The 14488-nt window shown below is 46.8% G+C and carries 11 protein-coding genes; 7 read left to right on the top strand and 4 right to left on the bottom strand.

Annotated features, from left to right (window positions below; translation table 11 throughout):
• The first annotated feature begins 34 nt into the window (after window positions 1–34).
• From FRZ54_RS10120 to FRZ54_RS10105, 4 genes are all read left to right on the top strand, one after another.
• Window positions 35–313, top strand: coding sequence for a DUF3098 domain-containing protein (locus FRZ54_RS10120; protein ID WP_317131606.1), 279 nt, complete (start codon window positions 35–37; stop codon window positions 311–313).
• 82 nt (window positions 314–395) lie between these two features.
• Entirely contained in the window at window positions 396–1193 is a 798-nt protein-coding gene (locus tag FRZ54_RS10115; RefSeq protein ID WP_147031493.1) for an undecaprenyl-diphosphate phosphatase, read from the top strand.
• Window positions 1194–1279: 86 nt separating this feature from the next.
• The gene (truB, locus tag FRZ54_RS10110; RefSeq protein ID WP_147031492.1) at window positions 1280–2014 is read left to right on the top strand and encodes a tRNA pseudouridine(55) synthase TruB; all 735 of its coding nucleotides are present in this window, start codon (window positions 1280–1282) and stop codon (window positions 2012–2014) included.
• Between the two features lie 30 nt (window positions 2015–2044).
• Window positions 2045–2980 (top strand): bifunctional riboflavin kinase/FAD synthetase, encoded by a 936-nt coding sequence (locus FRZ54_RS10105; RefSeq protein WP_147031491.1) that lies wholly within the window; start codon window positions 2045–2047, stop codon window positions 2978–2980.
• Here FRZ54_RS10105 and FRZ54_RS10100 read toward each other — a convergent pair.
• Window positions 2970–3596, bottom strand: a complete 627-nt coding sequence (locus tag FRZ54_RS10100; protein WP_147031490.1) for a LysE family translocator — start codon at window positions 3594–3596, stop codon at window positions 2970–2972. The two genes, FRZ54_RS10105 and FRZ54_RS10100, sit on opposite strands and share 11 nt — an antisense overlap.
• 164 nt (window positions 3597–3760) lie before the next feature.
• Here FRZ54_RS10100 and FRZ54_RS10095 point away from each other — a divergent pair, with 164 nt between their 5' ends.
• Both FRZ54_RS10095 and FRZ54_RS10090 read left to right on the top strand, forming a co-directional pair.
• Window positions 3761–4684, top strand: coding sequence for a cobalamin-binding protein (locus FRZ54_RS10095; protein ID WP_147031489.1), 924 nt, complete (start codon window positions 3761–3763; stop codon window positions 4682–4684).
• A gap of 162 nt (window positions 4685–4846) precedes the next feature.
• On the top strand, window positions 4847–7408 hold the full coding sequence (locus FRZ54_RS10090; RefSeq protein WP_147031488.1) for a family 20 glycosylhydrolase: 2562 nt from the start codon (window positions 4847–4849) through the stop codon (window positions 7406–7408).
• 301 nt (window positions 7409–7709) lie between these two features.
• Here FRZ54_RS10090 and FRZ54_RS10085 read toward each other — a convergent pair whose 3' ends face one another.
• On the bottom strand, window positions 7710–9791 hold the full coding sequence (locus FRZ54_RS10085; RefSeq protein ID WP_228462679.1) for a TonB-dependent receptor: 2082 nt from the start codon (window positions 9789–9791) through the stop codon (window positions 7710–7712).
• Window positions 9792–9951: 160 nt separating this feature from the next.
• Here FRZ54_RS10085 and FRZ54_RS10080 point away from each other — a divergent pair, with 160 nt between their 5' ends.
• Window positions 9952–11892 carry a gliding motility-associated C-terminal domain-containing protein gene (locus tag FRZ54_RS10080; RefSeq protein WP_147031486.1) on the top strand — a complete coding sequence of 647 codons (1941 nt, stop codon included), beginning with the start codon at window positions 9952–9954 and terminating at the stop codon, window positions 11890–11892.
• Here the strand turns inward: FRZ54_RS10080 and FRZ54_RS10075 are convergent, their stop codons facing one another.
• Both FRZ54_RS10075 and FRZ54_RS10070 read right to left on the bottom strand, forming a co-directional pair.
• Entirely contained in the window at window positions 11893–13173 is a 1281-nt protein-coding gene (locus FRZ54_RS10075) for a hypothetical protein (RefSeq protein ID WP_147031485.1), read from the bottom strand.
• A 32-nt stretch (window positions 13174–13205) separates the two neighbouring features.
• Window positions 13206–14486, bottom strand: coding sequence for an outer membrane protein (locus tag FRZ54_RS10070; RefSeq protein ID WP_147031484.1), 1281 nt, complete (start codon window positions 14484–14486; stop codon window positions 13206–13208).
• Window positions 14487–14488 lie beyond the last annotated feature (2 nt).

Below are 14488 nucleotides of genomic sequence, written 5' to 3'. Positions count from 1 at the left end.
TCAGTCATTCGATAATTCAATAATTAGAAAATATATGGCACAAACAAAACCAACAACGCCGATAAAAACAACTTCTTCTGCCCGCCCGCCGAAAAGTGAAACAAATACCACCCCGATGAATTTCGTGTTCGACAAAAGCAACTACCGTATGCTCGTCATCGCCATAGCTGTCGTAATTTTTGGTTTTATCCTGATGTCAGGCACAACTGATATTTACAGCACAACAAAGATTGTTATTGCGCCGGTTGTGGTATTGGGGGGCTTCGCCATAGGTTTTTTCGCCATATTAAAAAAACCATCAACAAAAAGCTGATTGAGTGAATTGTTAACTGGCTTGACCGAATTAACCCGGTCAACTTACTCCAACCTGATCAAACTTAATCAACTCATCACAGATGAACATCTTCCAAGTTATTATCCTAGCTGTTATTGAAGGGATAACCGAGTTTTTACCTGTTTCGTCCACGGGCCACATGGTAGTTGCAAGCGCTTTAATGGGTATCGGCACCGACGAGTTTGTAAAGCTTTTCGAAGTGGTGATACAACTCGGCGCCATACTGGCCGTAGTCGCGCTGTACTTTAAGCGGTTCGTTCGCTCGGTCGATTTCTATATTAAACTTGTTATAGCCGTAATACCTGCTGTGATAGCAGGCTTGCTGCTGAAGAAGTACATCGACATATTACTGGAAAGCCCTTTGGTAGTGGCAATAGCTTTGGTTGTAGGCGGTGTCATCCTTCTTTTTGTCGATGATTGGTTCAACAGGCCGGTTATTAAGGATGAAAAGAATATCAATCACATGACCGCCTTTAAAATAGGCGTTTTCCAATGCCTGGCTATGGTTCCGGGTGTATCGCGGTCCGCGGCTTCTATCGTAGGAGGCATGTCGCAAAAGCTGAGCCGTACCGCAGCAGCCGAATTTTCATTCTTCCTTGCCGTGCCCACCATGTTTGGCGCTACGGTAAAAGATCTGTGGGATTTCAAGAAAAAGGGCCTTTTTGATACACCTCACTTTCACCAGGATATTAAATTCCTCATCATCGGTAGTGTAGTTGCATTTATAGTAGCCATGATAGCTATTAAAAGCTTTATTACTTTTCTTGAAAAGCGCGGGTTTAAACTTTTTGGGCTATACCGCATTGTCGCAGGTATTATCATCATCATTATCTACTTTGCAGGTAGTGCATTACACTGATTTAATAAGTGACCGCACCGATAATCGGTGAAATCATAACCCAATCGGTGAAATCATTTTAATAGCTTTGCGCAAAATTCCCGGAGTTGAAAAAAACTTTCACCGACATAAATGAATTTGCCGAAGGGCAGCTGCTGTTGGTCAATAAACCCTACAAATGGACAAGCTTTGATGTGGTTGGCAAAATACGCAACGCTTTTAAGCCTTTGAAATTAAAGGTTGGTCACGCAGGGACGCTCGACCCGCTGGCGACAGGCTTACTCATCATCTGTACCGGCAAAATGACCAAACAGATAGATACTTTCCAGGCCGAAGAGAAGGAATACACCGGCACTATGGTACTGGGGGCAACAACCCCAACTTACGACCTGGAAAGCGAGCCCGAACAAAAATTTGCAACAGGTCAACTGACCGAACAACAAATAAGGGAAGCTTGTAAGCAATTTATAGGTGATATTCAGCAATACCCGCCTGCGCATTCAGCAATAAAGATCGATGGCGAACGGCTGTATGAAAAAGCCCGCCGGGGCGAGGACGTAGAATTGCGTACAAGAAATATCACCATCAGCGAGTTTGAAATAACAAGAATAGAATTACCCGAAGTTGACTTTAGAGTGGTATGCAGCAAGGGAACTTACATACGTTCGCTCGCCAACGACTTCGGTATTGCCCTGGATAATGCGGCCTATCTTTCACGTCTCCGGCGCACCCGGAGCGGTAATTTTAAATTGGAAGATGCCTGGGAGGTTATGGAACTGGTTAACGCCATAAGGGCAATAAACCCTATGAAATCAGTACAATCGAATAACGAATCGGTGTAATCATTCAAATAAATCGGTGCAATCAAACTAATGAAGATCTACCATAATATAGAGGAATTCGAGCCGGTAAAAAACGCTGTGGTTACCATAGGCACTTTTGATGGAGTACACCTGGGACACCGGAAGATCATTGCGCGCCTGGATGAACTGGCCGCTGATATCGGCGGCGAAACGGTCATCCTCACTTTCTTCCCGCATCCCCGGATGATCATTCATCCCGAGGACCAGGATCTTAAACTCATCAATACTATCCACGAGAAAGCTGAACTGCTGGAGCAATTAGGTGTCGACCACCTCATCATCACACCTTTCTCACGCGACTTTTCTAACCAAACAGCCGAAGAATACATCCGCAATGTGCTGGTTAAAAAGATCGGCACCAAAAAGATCGTCATCGGTTACGATCACCGCTTCGGTAAAGACAGGCAGGGTGGCCTTGCTGAATTGCAGCAATTGGCCCCCGTATATGGTTATGATGTTGTCGAAATACCTGAGCAGGATATTCACGATGTCGCAATAAGTTCGACACGTATCAGGAACGCCCTGCTAAAAGGCGATATTGATCTGGCAAATGAGTTTTTGGGTTATCCATTTTTTATCACCGGAAAAGTAAACCGGGGCGACCAGATAGGCCGCACCATTGGCTATCCAACAGCCAATATTTTAGTGGAGGAAACTTACAAGCTTATACCTTCCGACGGTATATATGCAGTCAAAGTTTACCTTGAGGGTGACGAACATACGGGCATGGGTTATATCGGGCATCGCCCTACCATTAACGGGATGACGCGCAACATCGAGGTTAATATTTTTGATTTTAACCGGGATATTTATACCCAGCCCATCAAGATGGAACTGCTACACTATGTCCGTGGCGACATTAAGTTCGAGTCGCTGGAACAGTTAACAGAGCAGTTGGGAAAAGATAAAGAGGATGTCTCTGCCTGGTTAAAGCTTAATGCTTAAAAAACACCAGGTAAACCTGCTTTGCAATGGTATAAGCAGCAAAACCAAACAGCAAAAATGCCACGCTGGTATTGATGGTTTTGTTACTCAGGTCCAGTTTCTTCTGCACGTATTTTGCTGATCGCGCATAGATGAAAAGGCACAGGAACGCCCCCCCGGCCGAGCCAACGCTGAATATGATCAATGCGAGCAGCCCCGTTGCTATCCATCCGTTGGTGATAAGGTAACTGCCCGTTATTATCCAGAAGGGTATTTGTACCGGGTTTACGATACCCATAATAATGCCGAACCTGATACTGTGCTGCCTGGACCGCTTTTTTGTTTGCGGGCGCACCTTCCTGTGGCGCCAGGCTATCACCCCCATCGTTACGAATACCGCCACCATCACCCAATCCACCACAGTATCCAGGTGTACCTGTTGCGCCAGCCAATGGACGCCATTCATGATAAACCAGGTAAAAAAGAACTCGACGCAGGAAAAAGCAATGATGAACTTCATGGCCTCCCTCATCCCCCTGTTAATGGCTAACTGGACAACGGTAAGGTTGATATTGCCCGGGGGCACATACCCTATAAAATTGGCTATAATACCAATGAAAAAGGTGAGGATGATCATCGGAGACGAAAATAATGTTAATGTGCGGATGTGCAAATTTCAGATGTGCAAATGACTGAAATGTCCCATCATTTCAACCTATATCTGCTTAAATAGAATTTGCACATCTGAAATCTGCACATAAAAATTGCACATTTGCACATTCAAACATCTGCATATTAAAAATGTCCCAACGCATCATATCCCTGCTGCCTGCCGCTACCGAAATTGTTTGTGCCCTCGGGCTCGAAAATAATTTAGTGGGCAGGTCGCACGAGTGCGATTTCCCGGCTTCGGTAAAACAGCTGCCGGTTTGTTCTGAAGCCAATATACCCGATGGTTTAAGCAGCATCGGCATCGACAAAAAAGTAAAGGAGTTGTTATATGATGCGCTGTCCATTTATACCGTCAACCGCGAAAAAATAAAAGAGCTGGCGCCGGATGTTGTTATCACTCAGGCGCAGTGCGAGGTTTGCGCTGTATCGCTGGAAGATGTGGAAGCGGCATTAACAGGTTATTTAGATAAGCAGGCACAAATTATATCGCTGCAACCGAATAGCCTTGAAGATGTCTTTAACAACATCAGGCAGGTCGCATTGGCATTAGGTGTCACTGAAAATGGAGAACGGCTTATCGAAGACCTGCAGGAACGGGTTGATATTATCCGCCATAAGCTCAAGTTCATTGAAAATAAACCCACGTTAGCCTGTATCGAATGGCTGGACCCCCTGATGGTTTCGGGAAACTGGGTGCCGGAGTTGGTGTCTATTGCCGGTGGTTCGTCCATATTGGCCGAAGCAGGCAAGCATTCGCCTTTTGTGCAGTGGAGCGATATTCAGGAAGCCGACCCCGATATCATCCTCGTTATGCCCTGCGGGTTTTCTATTGAGCGGACCATGAAGGAAATACATCTTCTGCTTGCTCAGCTTGGTTTTGCCGACCTAAAAGCAGTAAAAAACAATCGCCTTTACATTACCGACGGCAACCAATACTTCAACCGCCCCGGCCCGCGCATCGTGGATTCCATTGAAATACTGGCTGAGATCATCAATCCCAGACAATTCATTTTTGGATACGAGGGGAATGGGTGGGTTAAATTTTCCTTATAAAGCCAAAGGTGTCAGGTTGAGGCTCTCGAAACATGCGGGCAAAGGCCGGTATGCACGCACTTAAACGCCATAGTGTAACATCCATTCCCTCGTCGAAAAAAACTTTTTAAAATTTTTAAAAAAGTTTATATTTAGCTCCGTTAAAACCTAATATTCAAAACTATGCGCCTTTTTTTACTTGCCGTGCTGATCTGCATCAGCATCTCCGTATCCGCCAGCCCAAATTTCAACCCCGGCGACCTGAGCGTCACCTGGGAGGTGATAAAAAATGATGCGCCCAAACCCGGGCAGTCGCTGAACGCAATTACCATCACCAACAACGGAAAAAGCTCATTGCCTGCCTCGGGATGGAAATTGTATTTTAACTCCGCACGGATGGTTGCGCAGGCAACGCCAACAGGCAATGCCAAAATCGATTTCATCAACGGCGACCTTTTCAGCCTGACGCCAACCGAAAGTTTTGGCGAGTTGAAGCCGGGCAAATCGGTACGCATAGAATTTGTGGATGACGACGTAGTAGTAAACACCGTGGACGGCCCGGAAGGGTTTTACCTGGTTTGGGACGATCAGCCCGAAAAGGGCTATAATCTTGGTGCATTTACGGTTAAACCTTTCAGCCCGGTTTATGCCGGATTGGTAACGCCTGAGATAATTTATAACCAGAACAAAAATATTACTGATATCCCCGAGGAACAACTGACCAAAGTGTTTCCAACGCCGGTTAGTTATAGGGAGACGGGGGGGTATTTCACATTAAATAAAGATATAGCCTTCGGACATAGTGGTGACGGTCAATTTGTCGAGCTACATAAAGAATTAAAATCATTTTTAGAACCGATTTTGGGACCAAAATTGGTAAAAGGGCATGACTTGTTTTTTCTTCCTAAAACAGATTACGAAACATCTATTGAAATCGTATTTGAACCTGGTCACAACGATGAAGGATACGAATTAAATATAGCTTCTAATGGCATAAAAATTAAAGCTACTAATCCAATAGGCGCCTTTTATGGCATCCAATCGCTAAAAACCCTCATCCCACCATCCGCTTACGCTCATCCACAAAAATCAATTCAAATCCCTTGCGTTGAGATCAAAGACGAGCCCCGTTTTGCCTACCGCGCCTTTATGCTGGATGTGGGCCGCAATTTCCATCCAAAGGAAGAAGTGCTCCGTATACTGGATGTGATGGCGCTGTATAAACTCAACACCTTCCACTTTCACCTTACCGAGGATGAAGGCTGGCGCCTGGAAATACCAGCCCTGCCCGAATTGACCTCTTTCGGCGCAAAACGCAGCCATTCTTTGGACAGCAAAAATTCGTTGCCGGCGTCACATGGCTCTGGCGGCGATGAAAGCAACATACGCGGCAGCGGCTATTACACCAAAGCCGACTATATTGAAATATTGAAGTACGCGCAGGCAAGACACATCACTGTGCTGCCCGAAATAGAAACACCCGGGCATGCCCGTGCCGCGGTAAAGGCTATGCTGGCCCGGTACAACCGTTTAATGGCCGAAGGCAAAAAAGAAGAGGCCGGACGTTACCTGCTTAGCGACCCTGATGACAAATCTGTTTACAGCTCGGCGCAGGCGTGGAACGATAATGTGATCAACGTGGCTCTGCCGTCCACTTATAATTTTATTGAAATGGTGGTGGATGGGATACAGGCCATATACAAGGAGGCCGGCGTTCCGCTTACTACCATCCATTTCGGCGGGGACGAGGTGCCACGCGGTGTTTGGGAAAGATCGCCCGCGGTGGATGCTTTCAAAGCCGCCCACCCCGAAATACAAAACACTAACGACCTGTGGTACTATTACTACGGCAGGGTAAATGAGATACTAAAGTCAAAAGGGCTAAAAATAGCCGGTTGGGAGGAAATGCCGCTGCGCCGTACCAAACTGGACGGCAACCCGGTTTACCTGCCAAATCCCGATTTTGCGTACCAGCACTGGCAGGCGGAAGTATGGAACAATACATTAGGCGATGGCAGCGAGGACCTGGCTTACAAACTGGCCAATGGCGGCTACAAAGTAGTGCTCTCGCCGGTTACCAATTTCTACCTGGATATGGCACACTACAAATCGTTCGATGAGCCCGGTTATTATTGGGGCGCGTTCAGCGATATCGACAAACAGTTCTCCTTTATCCCTTACGATTACTTTAAAAATTCAAAGGTCGACCGGAACGGGTTGCCTATCGACCGGAAGATATTCGTAGGCAAACAGCGCCTGACGGATTATGGAAAAACCAATATCATCGGTTTACAGTCGGCCCTGTGGGGCGAAACCATCAAAAGTAACGAGCGGCTTGAATACATGCTGCTGCCGCGATTACTGGCTTTCGCTGAACGCGCCTGGGCAAGCGACCCCGATTGGGCCACAGAAAAAAATGAAGCGAAAAGCGATTCGCTTTATCAAATAGCGTGGGTAAAATTCCTGAATGTAATAGGGAAACGCGAAATGCCAAGGTTGAATTATTTGGATGGCGGCTTTAATTTCCGCATCCCGAAACCTGGCGTGGTATTGCAGGACGGCAAATATTTTGCAAACGTGCAGTTCCCCGGTTTAACCATCCGTTACACAACCAACGGCAAGCAGCCCGACGCGAAGAGCCCCATTTATAAAGATGCTGTGACAAATGGTGGCCAGGGCGTAAAATTCAGGGCTTTTGACAACAAAGGGCGCGGCAGTAACGTTACAGAAACAGCTAATCAATAGCCAGCAGCAATAAAGGCACCAGGACATCTGCGGGTGCCTTTATTGCTCAACCAATTAGGATTTCTTGTTACCCTGCACTACCGGGGCATCCCCAAATGTTCCCATGGAACGTAATTGGGTATTTTACTGATTTTTACCAACCTGGCGTCCTTACAGGACGCTCTTTCATATTCCTCGCCCTATCGGGGCGATTGGTTGGTAGAGAAAATGGATATTAAAAATGCGTTCTTATGGAACGACTGGTGAAACTTCGATTTTTATGGGTAAACATACACAACCCGCAGAGGGGTTGGTGAGAGATTTAAAACATCACATTCATTCCGGCATAATAATTCCGGGGCGCAGCGGCGTTATAATAGCGGTTGCCTACGGCATTCAGGTCGTTACCCAGGCTATATTTCTGATTCAGTAAATTATCTGCCCCGGCATAAAAACTAAGGCGCGCCTTACCCCAACGGTGCTCCCACCCCCCTTTGAACTGTATCAAATGATAAGCGCCCGCAAATGCAGTATTTGCGTCATTCAGCGGAAGCTTTGAGGTATAATTGTATTGAGCGAACAGGTAGAAACCATTGGGGAGCCTGGCCTGCAAACTGCTCACAAAAACCTGCTCGGGAACACCTGTCAATTTATTGCCCGAATAATTTACGCCGTTCTCGTTGTAATTGGCAAAGGTGAATTTGTCCAGCGTAACAGAAAGGTTGAACTGCAGCCCGCGGATAAAATTACTGCTGTTACGGCGTATCAGCCAATTGCTAAAATATACCTCGAAGCCCGGCTGATGCGTATCGCCTGCATTAACATAATAGGCAGTCCCATTAGCATTTTGCTGGGGTACAATGGCATTATGCAGGTCGTAATAGAAAACAGAAGCATCCAGGAAAATACTTTCATCTGCATTTCTCAGCCTGGCACCCGTCTCGTAGTTCCAGCCATCTTCAGCTTTCAACGAATTGTTAACGACCTGGTCGGTCGGGCGTATTTCTGTTGTCGTCGGGGTCGAATACCCACGGCTTACCGAGGCGCGCCATATGAAGTTATTGGTAAGCTGGTATGACAAAGCTATACGCGGCATCAATTGAGGTGTAAACGTCCGGTTGGTGAACAATGCCTCGTTATTCGGAAAAACGTTTCTGAATTGATAGTTATAGAAATTCAAACTAAGCGCAGCTTCAAGATGCAGTTTCTGGTTAAAATCGGCCAGGTATCGCGCAAAAATAAAATGCTGGTTGGTATGAATTTTATCCAATGCCTGTGCCGTATCCCGCACTCCTGCCCTGTTGCCATAGCTGTTAATGTCCGAATTGGTCTGCTGCCATTCCAGGCCAAGGTTAACTTTCCAGTTAATTGCGGTATCCGGCTTGCCACTCCACTCAAAATAACTTCGCAGGCCATAAGTGCCCTCGTATCGTTGATTGTAGGTTGTGATAAAAGGATTGGTAAAATCGACATACGTACCAAAAACCGAAGTTACGTTTCTTATCCTTTCCGATAAATGCCATTCATTCACCGCACCCCCAAAAAGCATTTTTTGCCTTATGCCGGCGTGTTGCTGAATCGATCCGGGGATGGTTTTTGTGGCCAATCGCGCCAGTTGAGGGTCGGATTGGAACTGGGTAAGGGTGAGGCCGCCCGGAGTTTCGTAATTGAGTGCCGAATATAGCCCCATCAACTTCAACTGGTCCTTTTGCGAAAAACTTACCTTGTCAAATGCCTGCAGGTAAGTGCGGTCCATATTGCTGTTTTGCCGGTAGCCCGCCGCTGTTTGATACGCTTCACTGATGTTGAGCTGGTTATTGCCCGAATGGTTTTGCAACGAAGCACTTTGACGCACCAGGCCGTATGATCCGCCGCCCAGGCCTGCGGCCAGGTAGCTGCTGTCATTATACCGGTTTACCGGGTTCAGTAATACCACACCACCCGAGTTGGCGCCGAACAGGCTGCCGTCGGGCCCTTTCAAAACCTCGATACCCTGTACGCTGTTCGGGTCGATGGCGTTCAGGTAAGTATTGCCGCCGGCATCGGTAAGCGGTATCTCGTCATAATATATTTTTACGTCTCTCACCCCAAATGGCGACCGGAGTAAACTTCCCCTTATTGAAAGGCGGTAACTTCCCGGCGAGCGTTCCTCCATCCGCACACCGGGAACAGTATTCAATGCGGGTACAAGCGAGCTGCCCGGCTGTAGTTTTAGCTGCGCGGCGCCAATAACACTTACCGAAGCGGGTACACCCAGCACCGGCTGCTCCGTCAAATAGCCCCTTACCGTAACACCGGGTAAATGCCTCGTTGTATCATGTTTCAAAGAATCGGTGTAGCCTCCCTGTGCAAGGCAGGGAAAAGAAAAAAGCATGCAGATGAGGATGGGGTATATCTTCGCCATGGGCATTGGACTCGGGTAACGTATACAATTGTGATACTAATTTATCATGGCAAATGTGCTGCAATCTACTAAAATTTGCCCCATCACAAAGAATTTACAAATGCGGGCCAATAACTGTGGGTAAAGCCTTATTTTAGCCAGTTCCCCGACCGATTTATAAATGAAGCGATTAGTCTTGAACCTGTTACTGGCTGCCCTGCTTTTAACCATCACATTCGATGCCGGCGCTCAAACCTGTACCGGAAGCCTGGGCGATCCGGTTATCAATCAAACGTTTGGGTCGGGGGCCAGTACCGTGGGGCCGCCTTTAGCGCCGGGCATTACCACCTTTACATATACCAGTAATGTTTGCGCCGAAGACGGGCAATACACGCTGTTGAACGCTTCGAGCGGCTGCCACTTCGACTGGCACAACGTACCGCACGATCATACAGGCGATAAGAATGGGTATATGATGCTGATAAACGCCAGCTATGCGCCAAGCATCTTTTTCACGCAGAAAGCAAACGGCTTGTGCCCCAGCACAACCTATGAGTTTTCGGCATATATCATGAACATCGGTACTTTAGTCTCGGCGGGTTCCAACTACACCCATCCCGATATTACATTTACCGTACAGGCCAACGATGGTACGGTGTTAGCTACCTATAATACCGGCACAATAATGCCTACGGCCAACCCCGACTGGACTAAATACGGCACCTATTTCGTAACTCCGGCCAACGTAACGGATGTCATCGTCACCATGACAAACAATGCGCCGGGCGGGATGGGAAACGACCTGCTGCTCGACGATATCGCCTTCAGGGCTTGCGGCCCTATCGTACAGACAGGCTTCGGCAGCCTGGCGGCAAACGGCGACCAGGATATTTGCGAGGGAAGTGATGCCGCCTATACTTTAACATCAAGTGTAGGCTCGGGTTACACCGATCCCCTTTTGCAGTGGCAATTCAATAAAAACAACACCGGGTGGACGAATATTGCAGGCGAGACCAACGCAACGTACAGCGTGTCGATACCCAACACTGCGGCGGGCACCTATCAATATCGTTTATCTGTCGGCGAAGGGCAAAATATCAACGCACCCTCTTGCTTTGTCAGCTCATCGCCGCTCACCATCCACGTAAATCCACTGCCTGTCGCCTCGGTTGCGCCGGTACAAACAGTATGTATCGGCGATGTTTTAACCATAACGGCATCCGGAGGTGCAACGTATACCTGGACGGGGCCGGGCCTGCCGCCCCGTACTCAAAACCCGCTCGTTATAAGCCCGGTCAGTGAAGCCACTGCAGGTACTTATACGGTAGTGGCGACTTCGGAAAAAGGGTGTCCTTCCGCGCCGGTACAAACGCTTGTTAAAGTTCAGCCAAAGGTAACAGCAACCGTTAGCGGCGACATTACAATTTGTGCCGGCACGTCCGCTATGCTGACTGCATCTGGCGGGTTATATTATCAATGGACGCCCTCGGTTGGTCTTGATCACGATAACATTGCCTCCCCGCTGGCTTCCCCTGCGCAAACCACTACTTATACAGTAAAAGTGAGCAACGACGGCTGTTACGACGACACCAAAACGGTAACAGTAACTGTCAGCAATAACCCAACTGCCGATGCAGGCAAAAACAAGGAAATATTTGAAGGGCAATCAGTAAAACTCACCGGTTCGATATCCGGCGATAATATTACCTCTTTCTACTGGTCGCCATCCGACTTTCTGGACAACCCGTACTCGTTAACACCCGTCGCTACCCCAAACCGCGACATTACCTATACCCTTAACGTAGTTTCCGGCAACTGCGGCCAGGCAACAAGTTCGGTCTTCGTTCGCGTCTACAAAAAAGTGACCGTGCCGAACACCTTCACCCCCAACGGCGACGGTGTGAATGATCTGTGGAACATCGAGGCCCTGGTAACCTACCCGGAAAGCCTGACAACGGTGTATACCCGCAGCGGGCAGGAGGTATACCGCAGCATCGGGTATGCAAAACCCTGGGACGGAACCAGCAAAGGAACCCAATTGCCCCAGGGGACATATTATTATGTCATCGATCTTAAAAATGGTCAACCCAAATTATCGGGCTGGCTGCTGATAATACGTTAGTTATTTCTTTCCTATATAGAAATTTATGCCTGCCGAATAGGAGGTCAGGTTACCTTGAAAACGGGTATATTTTCCATCTGAAATTGGGGCCTTAGGTACATAACCGGCATACAATTCAAATTGCCTGCCAATAGCCACACCAGCTTTTAAAGGAAAAGTCATCCATAAAAAATTGAATTCAGGATATTTTTCCTGCACGTTTGAGGGGAATGCTCCCGAGTCATAACTGGATATTAACCGGTAATGTCCGTAATTAGAATTAGTAATAGCGATGCCCATATCTAAGAACACTTTTAACTGTGCGGCATTGTAAAGATTATAGATCACCTGAGGCGTAAGGGATGTGTTGAATTGTTTGACATGCAAATCAATAGTAGCACCTGTTGGGGTGGAATATGGCTCGCGGTGATGATAATCATATTGATGATAGTCTATCGCAAGTTCAACTCTGATATAAAACCGCTGAACAGCTTTGAATGGCAAAAAGTCTATACCGCCATCCAATTTTGGGGTAACGCGGCCACTTGCCGATGCATCAGCCAGTGGAATAGCGCCGGTATATTTCAGGCTGTAATGATTAGCGGAAACTCCGGCAAACCACCTGGTACCCGAAGACCCCTGTTTTGTATACCTTGGGTCTGAACTCCCGTTTATTCTTGACACCAGGTTCTTGAGCTCGTCCTCGTTATAATCCGCATTAGAAATCGTTCTTCGCAACTTTAAATCATCGGGCCTGTACTTTTGGGCAATGTACAGCAGTTGTGTCCGGTACCGCCTGATATACACCATAGCAGTTAATTCCTGCCGGTCGAAGTGGGCGTGAAAGGCCAGTTCCTCCGGTTCCAAAAGCTTATTGGTTTCGGAGATATAAAAACGTCGTTTCAGCTTATCTGTGTAACGATAAAGCGCTATGTGCGTGCCTTTGGAAATAATGCGCAGGAAAACAGTTTTGGCTAAGGTGTCTTTGTTTACACCCGGGTTAACCGCGTTAATATCAAGCGAATCCATACTCACTTTCACATTGTGGCGCTCATAATATTCAAAGCTATCCACGGCAAATGCCTTCGCATTTGTGATGTTAAACTCTTTGGATTCCTCGTCGGCAAGGCTACTCTTAAACGAAACTTGTTCGGGGTTTCTGGTCCATTCGCGGTAATTGATAAAGCCTTTTAGTGTGTCGCCCTGTATGTTAACCACATAGCCGGGTTTATAATTGCTTTGTGCCAATAACGTAAGAGGGCAGATCAGAGCTATTATTATTGCTCCAAGGGTAGATTTCATAAAATTTAGATCGTATTAGTTAACTTGAAATATTACTTCCTTTTAAATTCGAATAAATAGTTAATACCAACTTGTGCAGTAGTTGAAGACAACTCGAAATATCCGCCGTTCGTATTGCTAACCGGGGTTTGATAACTGCCGGTAACTACAAGATTTTTGGTGAACTGTATACCGGCTCTGAATATAAACGCGTTATCGCCTTTTTCAAAAACAAAGGGATTATTAGCAGCGATCAGCGCCTGCGACCCGTCATGATTTTGTGAACCGAAATAAACATTAGAGTAACTAAACGAGTAAAAAGCAACCCCACCGCCTGCAAAAACTTTGAAATTATCCCTGTTGTAAAAATTGTAAAGCACCTGCACTGACCCTGAGAGAGCCAGGTTGTTATAGGAAATTTCTGTAGGAGCGTATGGCGATACTTTGCCTGTATATAAGGATTTATATTTAGCATCCGCGACCCCAAGCTCTATCCTGAATTGCAGTTTCTTCGTCGCCGGGTTTGCGAACAAATTTATCCCCAATGATCCCTGCGGCAAATAGGAGGTATACGCCCTTGCACCTGCAAGATACGCCTGGCTGCCATGGCCGGGACTGGTTGTATTGATGTTAACACCTGCCCCAATAAAGGAATTCATCGCGGGCCCGCTATAGTGGGTCTTATTGTAATCCGCCTTGCTCACATGGTTGATCATGTTAACTATCTTAAGAATATCCGATTCAGTATAATCGGAACGGCCGATATAAACTATCAAATTATCATTTAGTTCATTGTGCATTAATGCTAAGGCGCTCAGCTGTTTTTGAAATGTATTTTCGGTAGTGGTTCTTGTTACCCTGAATATTAGTTCCTTAGGCTCAAACCCAGGGGCATCACCCGCAAAAAAACGCTCTTTTATATCATCTTTATATGAATATAGAGCCAGTTTGGAGCCTTTTTCCAATTCTTTCATAAAAACTGTGGCAATCCTGAAACTCGTATCACGTTCCGATTCAGTTTTTACCTTATCAGGGGCCGTGGGGTCCATACTTATGGGCCCGGTATAGATCCTGTACGATTCTATACCGGTAATACCAAATCCGGCGATATCGGCAGGTGTATATTTCTTCGCTTCGTTATCGGCGGCATCCTGCTTGAAATTGACGTCGGCCGGCGTGCGGTCCCATTCGCGATAATCGATAAATCCCCTTATCGTATCGCCCTTGGGCGTAACAACATACCCTGGCTTGTAATTACTCTGTGCGTTAGAAAGGAAAGGGATCAATAATGCAATAAAAAACAATATTCTTTGCAAAGTTTTAAGAGATTTCATAT

The organism is Mucilaginibacter ginsenosidivorans (genome assembly GCF_007971025.1).
GTDB classification, from domain to species: Bacteria; Bacteroidota; Bacteroidia; order Sphingobacteriales; family Sphingobacteriaceae; genus Mucilaginibacter; species Mucilaginibacter ginsenosidivorans.
The sequence above is the reverse complement of the archived record's forward strand: the minus strand, read 5'-3'. Positions and strand labels throughout refer to the sequence as shown.

What these genes read in the sequence shown, in the direction of transcription:
- FRZ54_RS10120 (WP_317131606.1), top strand. Translation starts at nt 35, where the DNA reads ATGGCACAAACAAAACCAACAACGCCGATAAAAACAACTTCTTCTGCC.
- FRZ54_RS10115 (WP_147031493.1), top strand. Translation starts at nt 396, where the DNA reads ATGAACATCTTCCAAGTTATTATCCTAGCTGTTATTGAAGGGATAACC.
- FRZ54_RS10105 (WP_147031491.1), top strand. Translation starts at nt 2,045, where the DNA reads ATGAAGATCTACCATAATATAGAGGAATTCGAGCCGGTAAAAAACGCT.
- FRZ54_RS10100 (WP_147031490.1), bottom strand. Translation starts at nt 3,596, where the DNA reads ATGATCATCCTCACCTTTTTCATTGGTATTATAGCCAATTTTATAGGG.
- FRZ54_RS10095 (WP_147031489.1), top strand. Translation starts at nt 3,761, where the DNA reads ATGTCCCAACGCATCATATCCCTGCTGCCTGCCGCTACCGAAATTGTT.
- FRZ54_RS10090 (WP_147031488.1), top strand. Translation starts at nt 4,847, where the DNA reads ATGCGCCTTTTTTTACTTGCCGTGCTGATCTGCATCAGCATCTCCGTA.
- FRZ54_RS10085 (WP_228462679.1), bottom strand. Translation starts at nt 9,791, where the DNA reads ATGGCGAAGATATACCCCATCCTCATCTGCATGCTTTTTTCTTTTCCC.
- FRZ54_RS10080 (WP_147031486.1), top strand. Translation starts at nt 9,952, where the DNA reads ATGAAGCGATTAGTCTTGAACCTGTTACTGGCTGCCCTGCTTTTAACC.
- FRZ54_RS10075 (WP_147031485.1), bottom strand. Translation starts at nt 13,173, where the DNA reads ATGAAATCTACCCTTGGAGCAATAATAATAGCTCTGATCTGCCCTCTT.
- FRZ54_RS10070 (WP_147031484.1), bottom strand. Translation starts at nt 14,486, where the DNA reads ATGAAATCTCTTAAAACTTTGCAAAGAATATTGTTTTTTATTGCATTA.